The sequence below is a fragment of the Pelovirga terrestris genome (assembly GCF_014773365.1).
Lineage (GTDB): Bacteria > Desulfobacterota > Desulfuromonadia > Desulfuromonadales > Geopsychrobacteraceae > Pelovirga > Pelovirga terrestris.
The window spans coordinates 24,122-47,535 of record NZ_JACWUN010000001.1 but is presented as its reverse complement, the minus strand read 5'-3'; the positions used below and the strand labels follow the sequence as shown (position 1 = coordinate 47,535).

General features: G+C 52.9%; 17 protein-coding genes. 6 read left to right on the top strand and 11 right to left on the bottom strand.

Going from position 1 to position 23,414, the window contains the following annotated elements:
- Positions 1–3 precede the first annotated feature (3 nt).
- The gene (locus ICT70_RS00240) at positions 4–1,320 is read right to left on the bottom strand and encodes a PhoH family protein (protein WP_191153376.1); all 1,317 of its coding nucleotides are present in this window, start codon (positions 1,318–1,320) and stop codon (positions 4–6) included.
- 40 nt (positions 1,321–1,360) lie between these two features.
- Positions 1,361–2,509: an aminotransferase class V-fold PLP-dependent enzyme gene (locus ICT70_RS00235; RefSeq protein WP_191153375.1), complete on the bottom strand. Its 1,149-nt coding sequence runs from the start codon at positions 2,507–2,509 to the stop codon at positions 1,361–1,363.
- A 381-nt stretch (positions 2,510–2,890) separates the two neighbouring features.
- Here ICT70_RS00235 and ICT70_RS00230 point away from each other — a divergent pair, with 381 nt between their 5' ends.
- On the top strand, positions 2,891–5,110 hold the full coding sequence (locus ICT70_RS00230) for a vitamin B12-dependent ribonucleotide reductase (protein WP_191153374.1): 2,220 nt from the start codon (positions 2,891–2,893) through the stop codon (positions 5,108–5,110).
- Here the strand turns inward: ICT70_RS00230 and mtaB are convergent, their stop codons facing one another.
- From mtaB to cysE, 6 genes are all read right to left on the bottom strand, one after another.
- A complete protein-coding gene (mtaB, locus tag ICT70_RS00225) occupies positions 5,111–6,430 on the bottom strand; it encodes a tRNA (N(6)-L-threonylcarbamoyladenosine(37)-C(2))-methylthiotransferase MtaB (protein WP_191153373.1) in 1,320 nt (439 codons plus the stop codon).
- Positions 6,418–7,500 (bottom strand): tRNA 2-thiouridine(34) synthase MnmA, encoded by a 1,083-nt coding sequence (gene mnmA / locus ICT70_RS00220; RefSeq protein ID WP_420488568.1) that lies wholly within the window; start codon positions 7,498–7,500, stop codon positions 6,418–6,420. Before mnmA ends, mtaB begins: the two co-directional genes overlap by 13 nt.
- A 66-nt stretch (positions 7,501–7,566) precedes the next feature.
- Positions 7,567–7,935, bottom strand: coding sequence for a Fe-S cluster assembly scaffold protein NifU (gene nifU / locus ICT70_RS00215; protein WP_191153371.1), 369 nt, complete (start codon positions 7,933–7,935; stop codon positions 7,567–7,569).
- A gap of 53 nt (positions 7,936–7,988) precedes the next feature.
- On the bottom strand, positions 7,989–9,209 hold the full coding sequence (nifS, locus tag ICT70_RS00210) for a cysteine desulfurase NifS (protein ID WP_191153370.1): 1,221 nt from the start codon (positions 9,207–9,209) through the stop codon (positions 7,989–7,991).
- A 32-nt stretch (positions 9,210–9,241) separates the two neighbouring features.
- On the bottom strand, positions 9,242–9,688 hold the full coding sequence (locus tag ICT70_RS00205; RefSeq protein WP_191153369.1) for an Rrf2 family transcriptional regulator: 447 nt from the start codon (positions 9,686–9,688) through the stop codon (positions 9,242–9,244).
- Positions 9,685–10,383, bottom strand: a complete 699-nt coding sequence (gene cysE, locus ICT70_RS00200) for a serine O-acetyltransferase (protein WP_191153368.1) — start codon at positions 10,381–10,383, stop codon at positions 9,685–9,687. Before cysE ends, ICT70_RS00205 begins: the two co-directional genes overlap by 4 nt.
- Positions 10,384–10,684: 301 nt before the next feature.
- Here cysE and ICT70_RS00195 point away from each other — a divergent pair, with 301 nt between their 5' ends.
- The 5 genes from ICT70_RS00195 (at position 10,685) to ICT70_RS00175 (ending at position 20,307) form a co-directional block, all read left to right on the top strand.
- Entirely contained in the window at positions 10,685–12,304 is a 1,620-nt protein-coding gene (locus tag ICT70_RS00195; RefSeq protein WP_191153367.1) for a fumarate hydratase, read from the top strand.
- Between the two features lie 137 nt (positions 12,305–12,441).
- On the top strand, positions 12,442–14,949 hold the full coding sequence (locus ICT70_RS00190) for an efflux RND transporter permease subunit (RefSeq protein ID WP_191153366.1): 2,508 nt from the start codon (positions 12,442–12,444) through the stop codon (positions 14,947–14,949).
- A gap of 94 nt (positions 14,950–15,043) precedes the next feature.
- Positions 15,044–16,789: a DEAD/DEAH box helicase gene (locus tag ICT70_RS00185; protein ID WP_191153365.1), complete on the top strand. Its 1,746-nt coding sequence runs from the start codon at positions 15,044–15,046 to the stop codon at positions 16,787–16,789.
- A gap of 153 nt (positions 16,790–16,942) precedes the next feature.
- Positions 16,943–19,105, top strand: coding sequence for a HEAT repeat domain-containing protein (locus tag ICT70_RS00180; protein ID WP_191153364.1), 2,163 nt, complete (start codon positions 16,943–16,945; stop codon positions 19,103–19,105).
- Positions 19,102–20,307: an HD-GYP domain-containing protein gene (locus tag ICT70_RS00175; protein WP_191153363.1), complete on the top strand. Its 1,206-nt coding sequence runs from the start codon at positions 19,102–19,104 to the stop codon at positions 20,305–20,307. The genes ICT70_RS00180 and ICT70_RS00175 overlap by 4 nt, the downstream gene beginning before the upstream one ends.
- 24 nt (positions 20,308–20,331) lie before the next feature.
- On the opposite strand, the gene ICT70_RS00170 is transcribed toward ICT70_RS00175, so the two are convergent.
- From ICT70_RS00170 to ICT70_RS00160, 3 genes are all read right to left on the bottom strand, one after another.
- A complete protein-coding gene (locus ICT70_RS00170; protein ID WP_191153362.1) occupies positions 20,332–21,525 on the bottom strand; it encodes a cation diffusion facilitator family transporter in 1,194 nt (397 codons plus the stop codon).
- A gap of 7 nt (positions 21,526–21,532) precedes the next feature.
- Positions 21,533–22,600 (bottom strand): M42 family metallopeptidase, encoded by a 1,068-nt coding sequence (locus ICT70_RS00165; RefSeq protein WP_191153361.1) that lies wholly within the window; start codon positions 22,598–22,600, stop codon positions 21,533–21,535.
- Positions 22,601–22,763: 163 nt separating this feature from the next.
- Entirely contained in the window at positions 22,764–23,414 is a 651-nt protein-coding gene (locus tag ICT70_RS00160) for a histidinol phosphate phosphatase domain-containing protein (protein WP_191153360.1), read from the bottom strand.

Here is a 23,414-nt window from a genome sequence, read left to right as displayed (position 1 = left end):
CTATCACAATAAATTTGCGGCCAACTCAGCCAGAGCCGAGCGTTCCCCCTTGGTCAGGGTGACATGACCAATCAGCTCCTGCCCCTTCAACCGTTCTACTGAAAAAGACAGTCCGTTGCTGGCCGAATCAACATAGGGATTATCGATCTGATAGGGATCTCCGGTCAGGACGATTTTTGTCCCTTCACCGGCACGACTGATAATCGTTTTTATTTCATGGGGAGTCAGGTTCTGCGCTTCATCAACAATCAGATACTGCTTTGGAATCGAGCGTCCACGAATATAGGTTAGGGGTTCAATTTCCATCAATCCCAGATCAATCAGCTCACGATAACCACGTTTGCGTTTCCCTCCTTCGTCATGGGAAGACAGCAGCAGCTCAACATTATCGAAAATCGGCTGCATCCAGGGTGACAGTTTTTCTTCTATATCGCCGGGCAAAAAACCGAGATCCCTCCCCATCGGAAAAACCGGGCGCGAGATCAGTAAACGGTTATAGGTTCCTTCATCGGCGGATTTAAGCAGACCGGCAGCAATAGCCAGCAAGGTTTTCCCGGTACCGGCCTTGCCTACCAGAGATACCAGCTGAACGTCGTCGTTCAACAGCAGATCAAAGGCAAACTGCTGCTCACGATTTCGTGGATGAATCCCCCATACCCCCTCCTTGGGCACCTTGATCAAAGGAACAATCTGCTGCTGAGCAGCAAAAAAACGGCCGAGGGCGGTGTGGGAGGGGTTGGTTTCATCGACCAGGGTAACCCCCTGATTGGGATAAAAGTCCAGTTCGATATCAATAGAGCCTTCTTCGTAAAAACGATCAACCTGCTCTTTGCTGACCAGTTGCTCCACCGTCCCGGTATACAACTCATCTACCGGCACCTTGTCATTGAGAAAATCCTCCGCCTGCAGGCCCAAAGTGTCCGCCTTAATGCGCAGATTGATATCTTTAGAGATGAGGACCACCCGGCTATCAGGCAGAGACTCCATCAGATCGTTTGCCACCGCCAGAATCCGGTTATCGCCACGATCAACCCGCAACTCAGGCGGCAGCTTCTGCATAAACTCCTGCTTATAGATAGCTACCTTGAGAATGCCGCCATTTTCCAGCGTTACCCCCTCCACCAGTTTGGCCTGGGAGCGAAAGGCATCGATCATCCGTGAGATATGACGCGCATTGCGTCCGGTTTCACTCTGATCCTTTTTAAACCGATCAATCTCCTCAATCACCGTTAACGGGAGGACGACCACATTATCATCAAATTTAAAGATAGCCTGGGGATCGTGCAGAACAACATTGGTATCCAGAATATAATACTTCATCACATGTCTCTCCGGGGAATCGGAACGCCAGTGGTCCAATTCACAAAGTCAGTTTCAGGCTGCCAACCTGCTCGATAAAATCATCAATCTGTTTTTCCGTGGTAAAAAAACCGGGGCTGACGCGAATCGTTCCGGTGGGAAACGTTCCACAACTGCGATGACTGTCGGGTGAACAATGCAACCCGGTCCGTACCGCAATGCCACGTTGATCAAGAAGATAGCCCGCAGTTGAAGGATCGATGCCCTCAAGGGTGAAAGAAACGGCCGATCCTCGGGCTTGCTGGGCAGACGGACCGTAAAGCTGAACGCCGTTGATCTGCGTCAGACCATTAATCAGCCGGCACACCAGCCGGGACTCATGGGTGCGAATCTGCTCAACACCGGTTGCGAGCAAAAACCGCAAAGCGGCACCGAGACCGGACAGACCGGGGATGTTGAAGGTGCCGCTTTCGAAGCGTTCCGGCAGAACATCCGGTTGCTGCGACGAATGGGAATTGGCACCGGTGCCGCCATAAATCAGAGGACGTAACTCGATCCCCTGATGGACATATAAAAAACCGGTTCCCTGGGGCCCCAACAAGCCCTTATGACCGGGAGCGGCAAACAGATCAATCGCTAATTCATCAAGATTGATGGGCAACAGCCCCGCAGTCTGGGAACCATCAACCAGCAGAATAATGCCCTGCTGACGGCACCAGCGCCCCAAACCATCCAGCGGCTGCAGTGAACCGAACACATTGGAAGCATGATTGACCACCAGCAGGCGGGTGGGCGCTGCCAGGCAGGCGGTCTGAATATCCGCCGTTGCTGTCACGCCGGTTTGCGCATCGGCAGGGACCTTGACAATTTCGACACTCTGGTCCTGCAAAGCACGCAATGGCCGGGTTACTGCGTTATGCTCCATGCTGGTAGTAACCACCCGATCGCCCGGCTTCAGCAGGCCAAAGAGTGCCGTGTTCAGTGCCTGGGTGGCATTGGCGGTAAAAATAAAGCGCTCTGATGAGGCAACCCCGAACAACTCAGCGAGAAGCTCGCGGGTGGAAAAAATCTCACGATCGGCACTGATTCCCTGCTGATGACTGCCGCGCCCGGCACTGCCGCCGCTGCGCAGGGCGGCATCAACTGCTTGATAAACGGCCTCCGGCTTGGGGTGACTGGTCGCAGCGTTGTCGAGATAAAGCAGATTCATGGTTGAGGTTGATCCGGTTAAAGAAAAAGGTAACTATTCCGCTCTATCCTTGCGCAAAGCCTTTGGATCCGGTGCTAAACAGATCCGAAAAAAGTTCTGTAAGGCCCCGTCAAACTTCGAACAATACTTAAATTTCATGGTGACGACAAGACATTCTCGCGCCGGCAAAATAATGCCACAGATTTGTCTTTTACTATAACCGATTCCTGACCCGATGGATACCGAAGCAAACCCCGTCCTGACCCGCTTGTCGGGTTACAGGAAATAAATAAAAAATAACTTGAAACCACAATATATAGTCGCTAGAGTTTCTGGCTTCACATATATAGTGTCAAGAAGATCAACATCCTGTCTATCCATCCAAACCAGAAGGACCTGAAAATGACCGATAATCACCCGGAAAACACCCTCAACCTGTCCACTAACGCCCTCACAGTTTTACGTAAACGCTATTTCATCCGCGATGCCAACGGCAAGTCCCTGGAAAATGCCGAAGAATTGTTTCGCCGCGTTGCGCGCACCATAGCCGGTGTGGAAAAAGACGGCAATCGACGTGAGCAGTTTGAAGCGGCCTGCTATAACATGATGTCGCAGCTTGATTTCCTGCCAAACTCGCCGACCCTGATGAATGCCGGTCGGCCCTTAGGACAACTCTCGGCCTGCTTTGTCTTGCCGGTTGGTGACTCCATGGAAAGCATTTTTGATGCCATCAAACACACCGCCCTGATTCATAAAAGTGGTGGCGGTACCGGCTTTTCCTTCTCCCGTATTCGTCCAGCCAATGACGAAGTGCAATCGACCAGCGGCGTTTCCTCGGGTCCCATCTCTTTCATGCAGGTGTTTGATGCGGCAACGGAAACGATTAAGCAGGGGGGCACCCGCCGCGGTGCCAATATGGCCATCCTGCGGGTAGATCATCCCGATATCATGGACTTTATCATGGCCAAGCGCGATCCGACGGTGTTGACAAACTTCAACATCTCGGTTGGCGTTACCGAAACCTTTATGCAGGCGGTAGAAGCCGGTGATGACTACCCTCTGATCAACCCACGTACCGGCGCACAGGTCAAACTGTTAAATGCCACCAAGGTCTTTACCCAGATTGTCGACATGGCCTGGAACAATGGCGAACCCGGTATTGTCTTCCTCGATCGTCTGAACCGTGACAATCCCACCCCACTGGTCGGTGAAATTGAAAGCACCAACCCCTGTGGTGAGCAGCCGCTGCTGCCTTACGAGTCGTGCAACCTGGGCTCGATCAATCTGGCGCGGATGGTCAACAACGGGCAGATCGACTGGGACAAACTACAGCAAACCGTGGAACTGGCGACCCGCTTCCTCGACAACGTCATCGAAGCCAACGCTTATCCGCTACCGGAAATCGACCGGATGACCCGTGCCAACCGCAAGATCGGGCTTGGGGTTATGGGCTGGGCCGACCTGTTGATTCTGCTCAAGATCCCCTACAACAGCCCGGAAGCGGTGGCCCTGGCCGAAAAAGTCATGCGCTTTATCAATAACGCCGCACACCAACAGTCTACGCAGTTGGCGGCAGAGCGGGGTTCCTTCCCCAACTTCCCGGGGAGCATTTTTGATCATCCTGAAGGTCGTGCCATGCGGAATGCGACCTGCACCACCATTGCACCGACCGGTACCATTTCCATTATCGCCAACTGTTCAAGCGGAGTTGAGCCCTTGTTCGCCGTTTCCTACGTGCGCCAGGTCATGGACAACAACAAGCTGATTGAAGTTCATCCAATGTTCGCCCGCATTGCCCGCGAACGTGGTTTTTACTCGGAAGAGCTGATGCAGGAAATCGCCGAAAAAGGGTCGGTACAGGAGGTGAAAGCGATCCCCGAAGATATCCGCAGGATCTTTGTTACCGCCCACGACATAACCCCGGAAGACCACGTGATGATGCAGGCGGCATTCCAGAAACATACCGACAATGCCGTTTCGAAGACCGTCAATTTCTGCCACAGTGCCACCCGTGAAGACGTCTCCACCGTTTACCGTCTGGCCTATCAACAGGGATGTAAAGGGGTGACCATCTATCGTGACGGCTCGCGTTCCATGCAGGTTCTCTCAGTGGCCGGCAAAGCAGAAGCCAAGACCGAAGAAGATGTCCCGATGGAAACCCGCAAGGGATTGCGCAAACGTGAACGCCCGCGGGCCCTGACCGGCGCCACCTACCAGATGGAAACCGGTTGTGGGCCACTCTATATCACCATCAATCAGGATGAAAAGGGGCTGTTTGAACTTTTCACCACCATGGGCAAGGCCGGTGGTTGTGCCGCATCACAATGTGAAGCGATCGGTCGCCTGGTGTCCCTGGCCTGGCGCAGCGGCGTGCAGGCGCGCCAGAGCGTTAAACAATTGATCGGGATTACCTGTCACAAGCCCAGCGGCTTCGGCAATAACCGCATCACCTCCTGTGCCGATGCGGTTGCCAAAGCGATTCAGCTGCACATGGCAGATTCAGAAGACATCTTGACTGCAGTCAACAATGGCGGTGGTGCCTGCCCCGATTGCGGTGGTCCGGTTGAACATGAGGGAGGCTGCTGCGTTTGCCACGCCTGCGGCTTCAGTGAGTGTGCCTGATCAGTTCACTCGTTCCACCGTCAACCCGTCGTTGGTCTGATGGATAACCCGCACCAGGCACAGCTCCCCTGCTTGTGCCTGGTGCTGATCAATCAGCAGGGTCAGATAGTTCTCCGACAGTCCCTTGTACAGCCCCTGGTTAACACCCCCTTCAACCAGCATTTGCAATTCTGTTCCAATAAAACGACGGCTGAACTGCTGTAATTTTTCGTCCCCCAGCCCGCGCAACCTGGCTGCACGTTCCTTAATCAACGCTGGAGCGACCTGATCGGGCATGGACGCAGCCGGGGTTCCGGGTCTGCGGCTGAAGGGAAAAACATGCAGATGACTGAAAGGAAGCTGCTGTAATAATCTGAACGTGTTGGAAAAATGCGCCTCGGTTTCACCAGGAAAGCCACAGATGACATCAAGTCCAAGCGCCATATCAGGCTGACGCTGATGCAGATCAGCGAGCAGATCAGCAAAAAAAGCCGTATCGTAATGACGATTCATGCGCCTCAGGATCGCGTCATCACCGGCCTGCAGGGGAATATGCAGATGCGGGCAGAGCCACGGCTTCTGAACAATGTAGTCACGCAACCGGGGGGGCAACTCCGTCGGCTCAATCGACCCTAAACGTACACGACCGCCAAACTCGCAGGTTTCTATCGCCTGCAACAGGGTCAACAGATTGGTGCCATCCGCAACGTCCTGACCATAGCCACCGATATGGATGCCGGTCAACACAACCTCCCGATAGCCGGCCGCTCCCAGGCGCTCAATCTGGGCGACCACCTGCTTAACCCCCACCGAACGACTTTTACCACGAGCGTAAGGAATAATACAGTAGGAGCAAAAGGCATCACAACCGTTCTGGATCTGGACAAAAGCGCGGCTGCGCTGGGCAAAGGACTGAAGATCCAGAGGGTGACAGTTTTCGGCCGCACGGATATCAGACACTTCGACGAAGGCCTCGCTGGCGCTGTTTTCCCGGGTCTGGAGCAGCAGCCGCAGCAGTTCTTTTTTCTCCTCATTGCCGATGATCAAACTGACCCCGGGAAGCTTCTGCAGTTCGACGGGATTGATCTGGGCATAACAGCCGGTGACGACAATTCGGGCCGCGGGGTTTAAGCGCTGGGCGCGACGAATCAGGTTACGTGACTGGGAATCAGTAGCCGCCGTCACGCTGCAGGTATTAACGATCACCAGATCAGCTCCGGCAGTAAAGTCCACCTGCTGATAACCGTTGCCCACCAATTGTTCAAGCATGGCCGCTGATTCAAACTGATTGGTCTTACAGCCAAGGGTAACAACCGCCACTGATCTGGTTACTGAATCCATCCCCCCCCCAGCACCCGATCTCCCTGATAAAACACAGCAGCCTGACCCGGCGTTACCCCTGATTGGGGAATCGCAAAGGTCACCTTAACCCGGCCATCCGTCAGGGGGACAACCTGAGCCGGCTGTTCGTGCTGACGATAGCGGATCCGACAGTTGGTCGCGAAGGGCCGTTGTGGTGGTTCCATGCTCCATCGACAGCTACCGACAATCATTTCCCGGCACAGCAGGTGCTGCTTTTCACCAACGATCACTGTCTTATTGGCGGCATCGATACGGACGACATAAAGAGGCTCACTCCAGCCGATACCTAAGCCTTTGCGCTGGCCGACGGTATAGCGATAGTAGCCCTGATGCTGCCCGAGAACCTGACCCGCGACATGGATAATCGGTCCGGCACAATCATCGAGCTGCCGCTCTTCTTCCAGAAACCGGACATAATCGCCATCAGGAACAAAGCAGATATCCTGACTCTCAGCTTTTTCGGCAACCCGCAGATGAAAGCGCGCCGCATGTCCCCTCACCTCTTCTTTGGTCATGCCACCTAAAGGGAAACGTACCAGCGCCATCTGCTCTTTCGTCAGGGTAAACAGGAAGTAGCTTTGATCCTTATCGCCGTCAATCCCTTTATGCAGCGCATAACCGCCATCTTCCGTGGGAAGGATCCGGGCATAATGGCCGGTGGCCAGAAATTCCGCTTCGAGTTCACGCGCCTTGCGCATCAGCAATTCAAACTTGAGCACCTGATTGCACAGGACGCAAGGATTGGGCGTCAGGCCGGTCAGGTAGTCATCACAAAAACGGTCAATGACCTGCTGCTTGAACTGTCGTTCAAAATTGATGACATAAAAAGGGATATCAAGTTGTTCAGCAACCCGCCGGGCATCGTAGACATCATCAAGGGAGCAGCAACTGCCGAAGGTCTCGCCGTGCTTGTCGGTATACTGAGAATAATCCCAGATCTGCATGGTCATACCAACAACCTCATGCCCCTGCTCTTTCAGCAGAGCGGCTGTCACCGAGGAATCAACGCCACCACTCATGGCAACGACAACACGTCTTTTCACATCCACCTCAGACAAAAGGCCCCGGCATAAGCGGAGCCTATTGAAAAAATTGTTTGCCGTACCACTGACAAATCAGGAATTCTTGGCCTGGTAATCCTTGATCGCTTCATGCAGGGCATCGGCGGCCAGGTTGGAACAGTGCATCTTGGCCGGCGGCAGACCATCAAGAGCCTCAGCGACGGCCTGATTGGTCAATACCAGCGCTTCCTCAAGGGTCTTGCCGATAGCGAGTTCCGTCACCATGGAGGAGGTGGCTATCGCCGCACCACAGCCGAAGGTCTTGAATTTAACATCCTTGATTATATTGTCTTCAACCTTGAGGAAGATCTTCATGATATCACCACAGGAGGCATTACCGACTTCGCCGACTCCGTTAGCGTTTTCAATTTCACCCACATTGCGAGGGTTACTGAAATGATCCATGACTTTTTCTGTGTACATCCGTCATTCTCCTGTTTTTTTAGTATTCTCAGCTAAGGCTCGTAACACTTACCTCAGCTGGCCTTATGAACCATCCGGCACTCATCGCAATGCAACGGGGTCGGCTCTTCACGTTGATAAAGAGGACTCATTTCGCGCAGGCGTTGAACTATCGGGGGAAGTTCCGCCAGGATATAGTCAACCTCTTCCTCGGTGTTGTCAGCGCTGAAGCTGAAACGCACGCTCGAGTGAGCAAGGACAATATCAACACCCATCGCCTTCATTACATGTGAGGGTTCCAGGGAGCCGGAGGTGCAGGCTGAACCGGAGGAGGCAGCGATCCCCTTCATATCAAAAAACAACAGCAACGATTCCCCTTCGATGAAGTTAAAACTGACATTGAGGGTATTGGGCAGCCGCAGATCAGGATTCGGATGACCGTTCAATTTGACATCAGGAACCGTGCTGAGAATCCCCTGCTCGAGCTTGTCACGCAGGCGACGCACATAGGCATAGTCCTTTTCCTGATTGAGGCGGGCCAGTTCACAAGCCACGCCAAGGCCGACGATGCCCGGTACATTATGGGTTCCGGCTCGTCGATTACGTTCCTGATGACCGCCATGCATAAAACGCGTCATGCGGGTACCACGACGCAGGTACAGGGCGCCGACACCCTTGGGCGCGCCAATCTTGTGACCCGACAGGACCAGCAGGTCAACCTTGGCAGCCTGTACATCCACCGGCACCTTACCAATCGCCTGAACCGCGTCGGTATGGAAACGCACCTTGTGGCGACGGGCAATCTCACCGATCTCGTTAATGGGGAACAGGTTGCCGGTTTCATTGTTGGCCCACATGACCGAAATCAGGATGGTCTGGTCAGAAATTGCGGCCTCCAAATCGGCCAGATCAAGCATACCGTCCTTATCGACCGGCAGATAGGTTACTTCAAAACCATTTTTTTCCAGGTATTCACAGGTCTCCAATACCGCCGGATGCTCCACCGTAGTGGTGATGATGTGGTTCCCCTTGTGGCGCAACGCCTCAGCTGTCCCTTTGATGGCGAAGTTGTCTCCTTCACTGCCACAGGAGACAAAGACAACTTCTGCCGACGAACAATTGAGCAATTGTGCTACCTGCTCTCGAGCTTTTTCAATGGCCCCACTGACCATGCGGCCGGCCCAATGAACACTGGAAGGGTTGCCGAATTGCTCTCGAAAATAAGGAAGCATGGCTTCCAGCACTTCCGGCTTGACTGTTGTTGTTGCGTTGTTATCAAGATAAATCTGCTTCACAAAAATCCTCCGGGGTTACGTGAATAAAAGCGTCAAATACAAATTTGCTCTCTAAAATGTTGATCAAGACGGCGGCTGGCATCTCTGGTGAGATCTTCCAGGGTCATGGAGGCGAGAAAAGTACGGATCTGATTTCCCAATCCCTGCCATACAAAATGAGTCGCACATTCCAGGTCGCAACCACAACTACCATCATCGTTCATACAAGAAACCGGCACGAGAATCTCTTCAACGGTATCAATAATCTGGTCTACGCGAATCTGATCAGCCGCGCGTGCGAGCAGATAGCCGCCACCGGGACCACGGACACTTTTGACAATCTGACCGCGCCTGAGTTTGACAAAAAGCTGCTCAAGATAGGTCAGTGAAATTTTTTCTCGCTCGGAAATATCCTTGATGGTTACCGGGTTGCCGCCGCTGGCCAAGTTCAGACTGACCAGAGCACGTACAGCATACTGGGCTTTGGTTGACAGTCTCATGAAACCGTATCCTCCTCATCGGCGCGGTATCTCTCCAGCTCCGAGTTAAGTTTGGCCTGTTCCGTGCGCAAACTGGTTATCTGCTCTTCCAACCGTTGAATCTGATCAAACACACAGCTTACTGCTTTTGCTACGGGGTCGGGTAATTCACCGTGCTGCAGATCGACACCAACCCGTTTTTCCCCTGACAACACAACACGACCGGGAATCCCGACCACTGTCGCCGTGGCTGGAACCTCCTTGACGACAACAGAATTCGAACCGATCTTGCTATCATCGCCAACCTTGAACGGGCCCAGAATCTTGGCCCCGGAGCCAACCACAACATTATTACCGAGGGTCGGGTGGCGCTTTTCCTTGGCCCATGATGTACCTCCCAGGGTCACGCCATGGTAGAGGGTGCAATTTTCACCGATTTCAGCGGTTTCGCCAATGACGACGCCCATACCATGATCAATAAAAAATCCACGCCCGATTTTTGCCCCGGGATGGATTTCGATGCCGGTAAAAAATCGCCCGAGGTGGGAGACAAAGCGTCCCATAAAGGTACGGTTTTTATTCCATAACCAATGAGAAAGCCGATAAAACAACATGGCATGAAAACCGGGATAACAGAAAATTACTTCAAAAACACTGCGCACGGCCGGATCACGATCAAAAACTGCCCTGATATCGTCTTTTAAAAAAGCGAACATAAACAACCTCCTGAAAAACCGCACTAACAGGGTACATAGATCAGACAAGGACGGACTTTAAGCGCTACAAACTACCTTGAACCACTATCATACCTGACTGTTTCTGTCAATTTCTTATTAAAGAGAAAGAGTCAGGTATTTTCATCCCTGAACTTCAAATTGAACTGTTCTGTTGTTTTACACCGGAACACTGTACTTATCGGTCGACACTGGAAGAAAAATCACCTATAGTTATTTGCATTATTTTTGTCGGGCGTAATGGCCATAACATCTTATTAACATTGACCAAGGAGTGAGAGAGATGCCGCAATTTACCTATCAGGATCCCATGCCGATGGGAGCAGACACCACCAGGTACTACAAGATTGAAGGGTCTGAAAAGTACGTCACGGTCAGCAACTTTGATGGCAAAGAAGTGATCAAGGTCGATCCGGAAGCGTTAAAGGTACTGTCCAACGCAGCTATGCGCGATGTCTCTTTTCTGCTGCGTCCCGACCACAACGAACAAGTCGCCAAAATCCTCAGCGACCCGGAAGCCAGCGATAATGATCGTGGCGTAGCCATGGCTTTTTTGCGTAATGCAGAAATATCTGCCATGTTTGAACTGCCCACCTGTCAGGATACCGGTACCGCAACCGTCGTTGCGAAAAAGGGGCAACAGGTCTGGACCGGCGGTAACGACGCAGAGAAAATCTCAGAGGGTGTCTTTAAAACCTATACCGAAGAAAATCTGCGTTACAGCCAGACCGTCGCTCTTGATATGTACAAGGAAAAGAATACCGGCACCAACCTGCCGGCTCAGATCGACATCTACGCAACCGATGGTGATGCCTATAAATTTCTGTTTATCGCCAAGGGTGGTGGTTCCGCCAACAAAACCATGCTCTATCAGGAAACCAAGGCCCTGCTCAACCCGGACTCCCTCTATAACTTCCTCGTTCAGAAGATGAAAACCATCGGCACCGCCGCCTGTCCGCCCTACCATCTGGCCTTTGTTATCGGCGGCACCTCAGCTGATGCTTGCATGAAGACCGTTAAACTGGCAACCGCTCGTTACCTCGATGGCCTGCCGACCAGCGGCAACGACCACGGCCAGGCCTTCCGTGACATCGAACTGGAAGAGAAACTTCTCAAGGCCGCTCAGGAGCTTGGCATCGGCGCTCAGTTCGGGGGGAAATATTTTGCTCACGATGTGCGCGTTATCCGTCTCCCGCGCCATGGTGCCTCCTGCCCGGTTGGGATGGCGGTTTCCTGCTCGGCGGACCGCAACATCAAGGCCAAGATCACCCGCGATGGCCTCTTTGTCGAGGAGATGGATCGTAATCCCGGGCGCCTGATACCGGAAAAATATCGTGGCAAAACCAGCCAGGGAACCCGTATTGACCTCAACCGCCCGATGCCGGAGATTCTTGCCGATCTGTCCAAGCTTGACGTTGGAGCACCCCTACTGCTCGATGGAACTATCGTTGTCGGCCGGGACATTGCCCACTCAAAGTTCAAAGAAATTCTCGACAGTGGCAAACCGTTGCCGGACTACCTGAAACAACATCCAATCTACTATGCCGGCCCGGCCAAAACCCCCTCCGGCAAAGCCTCCGGTTCCTTTGGCCCAACCACAGCCGGTCGGATGGACAGCTATGTTGATCTGCTCCAAAGTAACGGTGGCTCGATGGTGATGATAGCTAAAGGCAACCGCAGTCAGCAGGTTACAGACGCCTGTGCCAAGCATGGTGGTTTTTACCTTGGTTCGATCGGTGGACCAGCCGCCGTGCTCGCTGAAGAAAACATCAAGAAGGTCGAATGTATCGATTTCCCCGAACTGGGGATGGAAGCCGTATGGAAGATTGAGGTTGTTGACTTCCCGGCCTTTATTCTGGTGGACGACAAGGGCAACGACTTCTTCAAGCAACTTGGCCTCTAGTCACCTGTAACCAGTAACTGCGCAATGGCCCCGACACCATGTCGGGGCTTTTGTCTTTTTGGCCTGGTGGCGCTATAGTGAAATTTTGTTTTTTACTGTCAATGTTACCCCTACCACCACAATAGAGGTGGAAACTGATGAAGCAAACGATCATTTCGATCTATGAACGTCTGGTCTTGCACCACCCCTTGATCACCCTGACACTGCTGTTAGCACTGATTGCAAGCGTGGGCGTTTTTGCCAAAGACTTTCACCTCGATGCTTCTGCTGATTCGTTGATGCTCGAGCACGATCAGGATCTGCGTTATTTTCGCCAGATTAACGCCCAGTACGGCACCAGCGACTTCCTGATTATCAGCTATAGCCCGCAAGGGGAACTGCTGGCACCCGAAACCATTGCCGATCTTCGCCGGTTGCGCGATCGCCTGGTGCAAATTGAACGGGTTACCCAGGTCATGAGCATCCTTGATGCGCCGCTGATCGACAGCCCACGGGTCACCTTGGCGGAACTCAGTCGCGAGATCCGTACGATCGAAACTCCAGGTATCGACCTCGGCCTGGCGATGACCGAATTTACCGATGGGCCGATCTATCAAAATCTATTAGTCAGTGCCGATGGCCGCACCACCGCCCTTCAGGTCATGCTGAAAACCAATGAAGAACTGCGCTCTTTACATCGCCAACGCACCGAACTGCGGGAAAAACGCGATGATGGCATGATCACCGCCGCCCAGGAGCAACAACTGGCAGTGGTTTCAGCTAGCTATGACCAGGTCAGCCGTGCCCATAATGAGCAGGAAGCTCGTGACATCGCCACCATCCGTGCCATCATGGCTGAGCATCGTGATACGGCTGAGCTGTTTCTGGGTGGAATCCCGATGATTGTTGTCGACATGATCGATTTTATTCGCAACGATCTGGTCAAATTCGGCCTTGGCGTCCTGGTGTTTCTGGTCTCCATGCTGATGCTGATTTTCCGGCGCCTCCAATGGGTACTGCTGCCTATGGCCTGCTGCTTTTTGGCAGTCTTGTTTATGTTCGGTTTTTTGGGACTGGTCGGCTGGAAAGTCACGGTTGTTTCTTCCAACTTCACCTCCCTGCTGCTGATCATCACCCTTTCCCTCTGTGTTCATCTGATTGTTCGGTACAACGAACTGCTGGCCGAGCAGCCTGAGGCCAGCCATGCTGCCCTGATCCGTGAAACCATCCGCTCCAAGGCGCTGCCGAGCATTTTTACCGCATTGACTACCATCGCCGCTTTCGCCTCGTTACTCACCAGCGATATTCGACCCATTATCGACTTCGGCTGGATGATGGCCATCGGCATCGGATTTGCTCTGGTGATAAGCCTCATCATCTTTCCGGCGGGTCTGGTGCTGTTAAAAAAACCACAATCTTTTGCCCCGCGCCTCGACATTACCGGTTATATCACCAGGGGATGTGGTCATCTGGTGGAACATCACAGCCGGGCAACCTTACTGACCTTTGCCCTGATCACCCTGATCAGCGCTTACGGCATCAGCCAGTTATCGGTTGAAAACCGCTTTATTGACTACTTCAAACCGACGACGGAAATCTATCAGGGCATGGCACTGATCGACCGGCAACTGGGCGGGACTACCCCCCTCGATGTTATCCTTGATGCCGATCCCGACTTTTTAGCCGCCCTCGAACAAGAACCGGCCGTTGCTGAAGATGACCCCTTTGCTGACGATTTCTTTGCTGAGGATACGGTTGAAGCCGGCCTGTCCGGCAGCAGCTATTGGTATAACAGTTTCCGGGTGGATGATATTCACGCTATTCATCACTACCTGGATCAACTTCCTGAATCGGGCAAGGTGCTGTCCATGGCGACCACCTTTACCCTGATGGAGCACGTCAATGAAGGGCAACCTCTGGACAATATGGCATTGTCGGTGATCCACCGTAAGTTGCCTGAGGTCATTGACGAAGCCCTCTTCCGCCCCTATATGGCTGCGGATGGCAACCAGATCCGATTTAATCTGCGGATTATCGACTCCGACCCGAGCCTGCAGCGCAATCAGCTGATCGGCAAGATCAAACAGGACCTGGTTGCATTGTTCGATCTCAAACCGGAACAGGTCCACCTGACCGGCATGTTCGTCCTCTACAATAATGTATTGCAGAGTCTGTTTTCATCGCAGATCATGACCATCGGCGTGGTCTTTCTGGTGATTGTCGGCATGTTTCTGATCCAGTTCCGCTCAATGCGGCTCGCCCTCATTGCTATTGTCCCCAACCTCCTGTCGGCTGCTGCCGTATTGGGGCTCATGGGCTTGATGAAGATCCCGTTAGACATTATGACCATCACTATAGCTGCCATCACCATCGGCATTGCGGTGGATGACACCATCCATTATATCCATCGCTATATCGACGAGCTGCGAATCGATGGCGATTCTCTGGCGGCGATCAGACGCACCCACGACAGTGTTGGACGCGCCATGTACTACACATCGGTTACCATTATTACTGGTTTCTCGATTCTGGCGCTGTCCAATTTCAATCCAACGATCTACTTTGGATTGTTTACCGGCCTGGCCATGATTGTCGCCATGTTTGCCAACTTAACCTTGCTGGCACTGCTGTTGTTATTGTGGCAGCCGCGACAGAAACCGGTATAAAACCGACATAAAGAACTGGCATTAAGCTGACGGACAGGCTAATGTTCAAAACTTTGCCATCAACTAATACGACTTCTTAAAAGACAGGAACAGCATGAGCAGCGACGAAGCACTTTCTTTCAGCGAATTGGGGCTGGCACCGGCCATTCTTAAAGTCATCGACGAGGTCGGTTACGAAACGCCAACGCCCATCCAGGCCCAAAGCATCCCCCCCCTGCTTGCAGGTCGTGATCTGCTTGGCCAGGCGCAGACCGGCACCGGCAAGACGGCGGCCTTTTCATTGCCGCTTTTGACCCGCCTTAAGCCTGAGCTGAAATATCCGCAGCTGCTGATTCTGACCCCGACCCGCGAGCTGGCCCTCCAGGTGGCTGAAGCCGTACAGACCTACGGCCGCCATCTGCCGGGTTTTCAGGTTCTGCCGGTGTACGGTGGTCAGAACATGGTCCAGCAGTTGCGCCAATTGCAACGCGGCGTACAGGTTGTGGTCGGCACCCCCGGCCGGATTAAGGACCACTTGAACCGGAGCACACTTAAACTCGACAGACTCACTGCCGTGGTAATTGACGAAGCTGACGAAATGCTGAAAATGGGGTTTATCGATGAGGTTGAAGAAATCCTCTCCCACGCCCCGGCTGATCATCAGACCGCGCTCTTTTCAGCCACCATGCCGCAGGAAGTGCTGAAAATTGCCCGGCGCCATCTTAAGGAGCCGGTGGAGATTCGCATCAAATCCAGAACCTCGACGGTTGAACAGGTCACCCAGCGCTATTGGCAGGTCAAGGGACTACATAAGCTGGATGCCCTCACCCGCATTCTTGAGGCGGAAGAAATTGATGGCATGATCATCTTTGTGCGCACCAAGATCGCCACCGTGGAACTGGCGGAAAAGCTCGAAGCGCGCGGTTTTTCCAGTGCTCCCTTAAACGGTGACATGACCCAGGTGATGCGTGAAAAAACAGTTGAACGCCTCAAGGAAGGCAGTCTCGATATTGTCGTCGCTACCGATGTGGCGGCCCGCGGACTGGATGTCAAGCGCATCAGCCATGTGGTCAATTATGACATTCCCCACGATACCGAATCCTATGTCCATCGCATCGGTCGCACCGGCCGGGCCGGCCGCGAAGGTAAAGCCATTCTGTTCGTGGCCCCGCGTGAAAAAAGAATGCTGGCGGCGATTGAACGGGCCACCCGGCAACCGATCAAAGCCATGGCCCTGCCGAGCCGCAAAGAAATTACCAACCGGCGGGTTGGTCAGTTTAAAGAACAGGTCAATGCGACCCTGGAATCCCAGGATCTTGAATTCTTCGAAGAGCTGATTGATGACATTCAAACGGACTACGATATTGGCCACCGCCGCATTGCAGCGGCCCTGGCGTTTCTGCTGCAAAAAGAACGCCCCCTGCAGATGCAAGAGGATCATTTTATTCAGGAGGAACCAGTTGAGCAACGCAGTTTCAGCCAGCGAACTGAACGCAGGTCAGGCGAGCAGGCGACTTGTTATCGGCTCGAGGTGGGTCGCAGTCACGGAATCGAACCGGGCAATATAGTTGGTGCCCTGAGCAACGAAGGACGTATCGACAGTCGCTCAATCGGGCGCATCAATATTTTTGAGCACTTCTGCCTGGTCGATTTGCTCACCCCCCTGGACCCTGCGCAGCTCAAACGCATCAGAGACATCAACATCAACCAACACCCTTTATTAATCAGTCTGGATACCAAAGGGGCGTCTCAGGCGGACACCCAGAGAAAAACCAATCGTGGTAAGCGGATTGTCGGCAAAGGGCGCAGTCCGGCCCCTAAAAAAACACTGCCACGCAACAGATCGACCAAACGCAGCTGATTCGATCCAGGAAAAATGGACATCCGGTGCGCATTATCCACCCATAATGTGTATCGGTAGCTGCTGGTCAGAACCATATGAGCTACACTATATGCGATACCATAGGGAGACAATTGCTTATATAGGGCTGAATCAAAGCGGAAAAACTTGAAGATGAATCAACAACTGAACATAGATGTCATCATCAATCAACATGAAAACATCCTCAAAACCATGCTAGTGCTCAGCAAGCATTTGAGTTTATACGATGAGGATAATGCTGTTGTCCAGACTGCCAGCGCCAAACTGCTGAGCGGTCTTAAGGCCGCTCAAGCAGCCAACCTGCCGGTACAGATCTCTGTCGCAAAAAACAATTTTATGGTGTTGGGGGAGTTGCTGAACCCCAACAACCAGCTCTTCAGCAAATACGCCTATCGCATGTTTCAGCATGGCATTACCACCTTCACCCTAACCGCTGAACTCACCATACCTTCCCTCTACCGGTTTTTGCGCGTTATCATGGGCAGCCCTGATGACACCTGGAAAGCTGATGGTATCATTAACCTGCTCGAACAGAAACAAATTGACGGGATTATCGTTACCCAGATGTCACGTAAGGACTTTCTGCTGGTCGATGGCAAGGATCAGGCTGACAAAAACAAGATCCGCAGCGTGGCCGATCACTTCTGGGAACGCTACGCCCGCTCGCTCATATCTGCTTTTGCGGATACCGATCTTGACAGCTTGGCGCAAACAGGATTTGATCCCGCCCTCCTGGCGCGCCGACTCAGCCTGCTCTTAACAGGAACGACCGGGGAAGAGCAGTCTCAGTTTAACAAAGCCCTGATCCGCTGTATTACTACGACCCAGGCTCACTATCCAAAATCCGAACGCCTGGAAATCCTTATTAAGCTGGCAGAGCTGATCAACCACTTTGATGATGAGCCCAGGCAAGAAATTGTCAAGGAGCTCTGTAAGCTGCCGATTCCTAAGACTTTTGCCGAGGATCTATGTAATAATCTATCCAACAAGGTGATCCTCAACGCACTCTATCAAGCCACCTCCGGGCAGAACTACTCATCACCAATGATGCTGTCGTTGGTAATGAAACTGGCGGAATCACGAGAAGTTGTCTCCCAGCAGGAAATCAACCGACTGTCACGGGATGAAAAAGGATTTTTAAAAAAAGCAGGCGAACTGTTAAGCAATGAAGATATTGCCCAATACGTCCCGGCGGAATACCAGAAGACCCTGCTGGATGTTCTCGCCGACCAACAGCCTCCGACCGTTCTAAGCCGCGAATTGAAAAGCCTCAAAACCAGTCTGGAACACTTCCAGATCGACCTTCAGACCGCGCAGTTATCGCTCTATCTGTTAGAGCATGGACCCGACAAGAACCAGATGCCGGCATTGTATCAGCAGCTTGTCAAATCGTTGCAATTTTATCTTGATGCGGGCGATTTCGCCGGAACACTGGCCCTCTGTCGGTCGATTTTCACTCAGGCGAACCACAAAGATACCCAATTTCCGAGCAACATGATCCCCTCTTCCTTGTTGAAACAGGCGGTGACGGCAGCCTGTTACCAGGGCAAAGATCATCGAATCATGCTTGGTGATATTATTGATTTGGTTGGCTCACCCTTTATTTCTCCTCTGCTCGAACTGACGATCAGCGAGACAAATCGCACTAACCGGTTTTTTTATCTGAGTTGCCTTAAAAAGCTCGGGCAACAGGTCATCGATGCCGCGGCTTCATACCTTGATAATAATCAATGGTACGTGGTCCGCAATATGCTCCTACTCCTCGGTGAACTGGAGGCGAAAGAGCAGCTCCCCAGGATCAGACCCCTGCTCAACCATAGCCACACCAAAGTCCGCCAGGAAGCATTAAAAACCTGTCTGTTGCTGGGTGATACCCTTTCCATCAAGGAGATTATGGCCGGGCTCCACTCGAAGAACCGGCAGGAAGCGCTCAATGCTATTCTTATGACAAAATTAATTAATCATGCGGAGATAACGAAGCACCTGTTGGCCATGCTGGGCGAAAAATCTCTGTTCAATTTCGATCTGGAACTGAAAAAAAATCTGGTTCAAGCTTTGGCAGAAAAAGTTCATCCCGGGGCCCTGGGGGTTTTTTCCAAAATTTTGAACGGGCGCAACTTATTTCATCGTCAGGGAATTGAGCAACTTAAGATCGAAATCATCAGGGTCCTTGCCAAATACCCTGCGGACCAGGCCGATCCGCTGCTTAGACAACAACTTAACAAAGGGAACGTTGAGGCGGCCAACCTGGCCAGACAAATTCTTCAGCGCAATAAGCAGGAGAAAAACCCATGAAATCGGGCATTGATCGCAGTAAAATCGACGAACTATTGCGCCTTTTATCAACCGCCATTGCAACGACCAACCTCTATTCTCTGACCCATGAGCAAGTGCAGACCCAGGTCCTCCGGATTCTGGAATGTCTGAAGGCTCTGTTCAATCAGCATAAAGAAATAACCTTTATGATCGTCAAAAAGGAACTTCTGTGTGACGGAACCCCTCTGGAACAAACCCTCCATTGTGAGCGCATCACCCGCTCTCTTTACGGTCGTAACATTGGCTACGTTACTCTGAAAAACGGGATCAGGAGCAACGAGATCGAATTGTTCATCGATGTCGTGTGTGGCAACCAGCCGCTCCAGCAGGTTGATACCGGCGCTCCCCATATCGACTATGGTAAAATTGATGTCAAGGATGACCCGGACAGTCCCCTGGCGATTGCCCGCTTTGAAGATTTAAGTCCCGAGGAACTGGCGAGCATCAAAACCCTTTATGAAAAAATTGCCGACAAGGAAAACGTTGACCTGCGTCAGATTTCTGCCATCATTTCCGGGTTTGTTGCGGCCTTCCAACAGGAATGCAACCCGTTATTGGCCCTGGTTCCACTGAAGGTGGAAGACGAGTATACCTTCGCCCATTCCATCAATGTCTCCATTCTCAATATCGCCCAGGCAACATCACTGGGATTAAACCAAGATCTGCTGCATGATGTGGGCGTGGCCGGGATGTTGCACGATGCCGGTAAAATTTTTGTCGATAAAGAAATCATCAGGGGGACGCATCAGCTATCTGACGCCGAGTGGCAGGAGATCAAGAAACACCCTGCGCGTGGAGCCCAGTATCTGATGGGTCAGGAAGATGTGCCGCAGATCGCGATTTTAACCGCTTTTGAACATCACATGCGTTATGACAAAACCGGCTATCCGACACCCCCGCCCGGCTGGCAACTCAACTTCTGCAGTCAGATGACGATGATCTCCGATACCTTTGATGCCCTCAGGACCCGCCGCGCCTATAAAGAGCCCTGGGATCTACCCCGGATCAGTGGCCGGATGATGGAGGTGGCAGGCAGTCAACTCAACCCCCATCTAACCTTGAATTTTTTAAAACTGCTCCAAACCTGCGGTGACAGAATCCTTGCCGATGGACTGGAATTGTCGACAGAAGCGCCCCTGGTGAGCGAAGAAGATCTCAGCCGGCGCTGTGTCTGCGAATAGGGAATCAGCACCTGTGGGTCTAATCTAACTCGGCAAGGGTTGATCACTATCCGGCGGTTCACCGATCCAGACGCTCACCTTTCTGAGCCAGGACAGATCAGCTGCTCGGCTCATCAAGGTAGCTTGCAAGGGCTCAATATGATCAGCGGGCACATCAGCTGAGCGATAGAACAAGTCCACATCAATCGCCAGATCAAGATAGTGGAGCACGGTATGGTGGGGCTGATCAAACAACGGCACCCCTTGCCAGCAATGCGTCAATTGGGCAACTGCGTCCGGGCGCAATGGCAACCGGCGGCTGTCTTCGGTGACATCAACTTGTTCATCACACTCGGGATCGATATGAAAGATGACATCGGAAATGTGATCATATTGATTGCGCAGCAAACGCGCAACCCAGGCACCAACTTCGTGCCCCTCTGAAACACTGATGTGCGGATCCACCTGCAGGTGGATATCAAGCAGTGTGCGATTTGCCATGCGCCGACTACGCAGATCGTGGACATCCCTGACCCCGGGAACGGTCAGAGCGCTGGCACGGATATTGGCAACCACATCCTGCGGCAGGGCCGTATCAACCAGCTCTTTGAGACTGTCCCAGATCAGGGTAAAACCGATGCGCGCCACCATCAATGCGACAACCACGGCCGCCAGCTGATCCAGCCAGGTGACGCCCAACAGGGCCCCGCCGATGGCAACAAAGACCACAATGGAAGACAGTGAGTCAGTGCGATGATGCCAGGCGTTACCCTCAAGCAGGCGCGAGTTGATCTGCCGGGCGATCCGCAAGGTATAACGGTAGATCCATTCCTTGCTGGCAATCGAGGCCAGGGCAACAACCAGCGCGACCGCTCCGGGAGTCACCAGTTCGCGCGGGGTTAACAGACGCATCAGGCTATCCCATACCAAAGCGCCGGCAACGGCAATCAACAGGGCCCCCAGGATCAGGGTTGCCAGGGTTTCGTAACGGTCATGGCCGTAGGGGTGGTCTTTATCCGGCCGCTGACGCCCATAATGACTGGCCACCAGCACCAGAACATCACTGAGCATATCCGACGCAGAATGAATACCGTCGGCGATCAGGGCGTAGGAGTTGGCCCAAAAGCCTACAACAACCTTGATCAATGCGTTGAGGGTATTAACCACCAGACCAATCAGGGTGACCTTGCGCGCGGCTTGCGCTTGCTGGTCAGGTATTTCAGAATCAATGGCCATCATGGATTTATCAAACGGGAACAAAGCTGGTATGATGGTGGATCCTCGTCAGACTGGCTGTGAGCAGCCTGATGGCCGACTCCAGATCGTTCAGATCGAGGGTTTCTACCGGGGTGTGCATGTAGCGTAAAGGAATACCCAACAGTGCCGTGGCCACCCCGCCTCGGGAGAGTTGCATCACGTTGGCATCGGTGCCGGTAGCGCGCGGTACGCCGATAATCTGCACCGGGATGTTTTCTGCTTTTGCCGTTTCAACCAGCAGTCTGAACAGCATCGGATTGACATTGGCGCCACGGGCGATCACCGGCCCTTTGCCCAGTTCAACCCGACCAATACCATTGTGCTCGACATCCGGGCAATCAGTAGCGTGGGTCACTTCAACGACAATACCAATATCGGGGTTGACCCCATAGCTGCTGGTGATCCCCCCGCGCAACCCGACCTCTTCCTGCACCGTCGAAACGCTATACAGATCGGCAGCCATACCACCATTATTTTTTACCTGTTTGAGCACCTCAGTGACAACAAAAGCCCCCATTTTATCATCGAAGGCTCGCGCCGTAACCCGCCGCCCCTGGAGCGGCTGCAGACCAACGGCAAAAGTAACGGGATCGCCGATAGAGACCAGCCTTTCTACCTCTTCGCGTGAGGTACAACCGATGTCGATGTACTGCTTTTTCAGATTAATGACGGTATCCCGGTCTTTACTGTCAATCAGATGAATGGCTTTTTTACCGATAACCCCGGCAATATCGCCCTGGTCAGTGTGGATCGCCACCCGCTGTCCCGGTGACAGGTGGGGATCAACCCCACCGATCGCTCCGAAATAGATAAATCCCTTATCATCGACAAACTGGACCATGAAACCGATTTCATCGCAGTGGCCGGCAAGCATGACTGTCGGGCCGCCAGTCCCTTTGAGCAGGGCAATAAGATTGCCCATGATGTCGGTTTCAATAGTGTCAGCTAGAGGCTCAAGCTGCTGACGTATCAGCCGTTGCACCGGCTGTTCAAAACCGGAGGGACTGGGAGTTTCAACCAGTTGCTTAAGAAAATCAAAATGACACAAATTGTTCATCAACTACCCTTTGCTGGTTTCGCAAAAAACATCAACATGGATGGATAAGCAAAAAGCGCCAAATGCAAGGCGCGCGATTATTGAGCAATGAGGCGTACTTTCGTACGTCGAAGCAGTGAAATAATCGCAACAACGCCGCAGTTGGTGAGTTTTTGCGACGCCATCACCCCTTGGCGCGAGCAACCAAAGCCCTTGAGTTGGCCTGGGCCTGCAGAAACTGTTCTTCGGTCATAGCCGCCCCCAGGGCAATCCGGCGCATCTGCTCAGCAGCAACCAGATCGCCGGGCCCGTGGGCATCATTATTAATAACCAGCTTGGCACCGTATTTGTGCGCCAGTTTGGCGACATGACCGTTGGTGAGGGAGTGTCCTTTACGGGTGGTAATTTCCAGACAGACGCCCATTTCTGCTGCCAGCTGGACCTCTTCAGGGGTGATAAGACCCGGATGAGAGAGAATATCAACACCCGCCTTGATTGCGGCCAGGTTGGTTCCCGGCATGACCGGTTCGACAATGGTTTCGCCGTGCACAACCACCAGTTCGGCTCCATGATCGCGGGCCAGACGGGCGGCATCAGCAATGGCTGCAGGGGCCACATGGGTCAGTTCCACACCGGCCAGAACCTGCATCCCGTTGGCCTCACCGAGTTCATCAACCACAGGGACAATATTGGCCAATAGCCAGGCGATGTTGCTTTTGTCGGCGTGATCAGTAATGGCCATAGCGCGATAACCGGCAACAGCAGCACGCCGTACCAACTCAGCCGGCACCAGTTCACCATCGCTGAAAAATGTATGGGTATGAAGATCCATCAT

What these genes read in the sequence shown, in the direction of transcription:
- ICT70_RS00240 (WP_191153376.1), bottom strand. Translation starts at nt 1,320, where the DNA reads ATGAAGTATTATATTCTGGATACCAATGTTGTTCTGCACGATCCCCAG.
- ICT70_RS00235 (WP_191153375.1), bottom strand. Translation starts at nt 2,509, where the DNA reads ATGAATCTGCTTTATCTCGACAACGCTGCGACCAGTCACCCCAAGCCG.
- ICT70_RS00230 (WP_191153374.1), top strand. Translation starts at nt 2,891, where the DNA reads ATGACCGATAATCACCCGGAAAACACCCTCAACCTGTCCACTAACGCC.
- mtaB (WP_191153373.1), bottom strand. Translation starts at nt 6,430, where the DNA reads ATGGATTCAGTAACCAGATCAGTGGCGGTTGTTACCCTTGGCTGTAAG.
- nifU (WP_191153371.1), bottom strand. Translation starts at nt 7,935, where the DNA reads ATGTACACAGAAAAAGTCATGGATCATTTCAGTAACCCTCGCAATGTG.
- ICT70_RS00205 (WP_191153369.1), bottom strand. Translation starts at nt 9,688, where the DNA reads ATGAGACTGTCAACCAAAGCCCAGTATGCTGTACGTGCTCTGGTCAGT.
- cysE (WP_191153368.1), bottom strand. Translation starts at nt 10,383, where the DNA reads ATGTTCGCTTTTTTAAAAGACGATATCAGGGCAGTTTTTGATCGTGAT.
- ICT70_RS00195 (WP_191153367.1), top strand. Translation starts at nt 10,685, where the DNA reads ATGCCGCAATTTACCTATCAGGATCCCATGCCGATGGGAGCAGACACC.
- ICT70_RS00190 (WP_191153366.1), top strand. Translation starts at nt 12,442, where the DNA reads ATGAAGCAAACGATCATTTCGATCTATGAACGTCTGGTCTTGCACCAC.
- ICT70_RS00185 (WP_191153365.1), top strand. Translation starts at nt 15,044, where the DNA reads ATGAGCAGCGACGAAGCACTTTCTTTCAGCGAATTGGGGCTGGCACCG.
- ICT70_RS00180 (WP_191153364.1), top strand. Translation starts at nt 16,943, where the DNA reads ATGAATCAACAACTGAACATAGATGTCATCATCAATCAACATGAAAAC.
- ICT70_RS00175 (WP_191153363.1), top strand. Translation starts at nt 19,102, where the DNA reads ATGAAATCGGGCATTGATCGCAGTAAAATCGACGAACTATTGCGCCTT.
- ICT70_RS00170 (WP_191153362.1), bottom strand. Translation starts at nt 21,525, where the DNA reads ATGATGGCCATTGATTCTGAAATACCTGACCAGCAAGCGCAAGCCGCG.
- ICT70_RS00165 (WP_191153361.1), bottom strand. Translation starts at nt 22,600, where the DNA reads ATGAACAATTTGTGTCATTTTGATTTTCTTAAGCAACTGGTTGAAACT.
- ICT70_RS00160 (WP_191153360.1), bottom strand. Translation starts at nt 23,414, where the DNA reads ATGATGGATCTTCATACCCATACATTTTTCAGCGATGGTGAACTGGTG.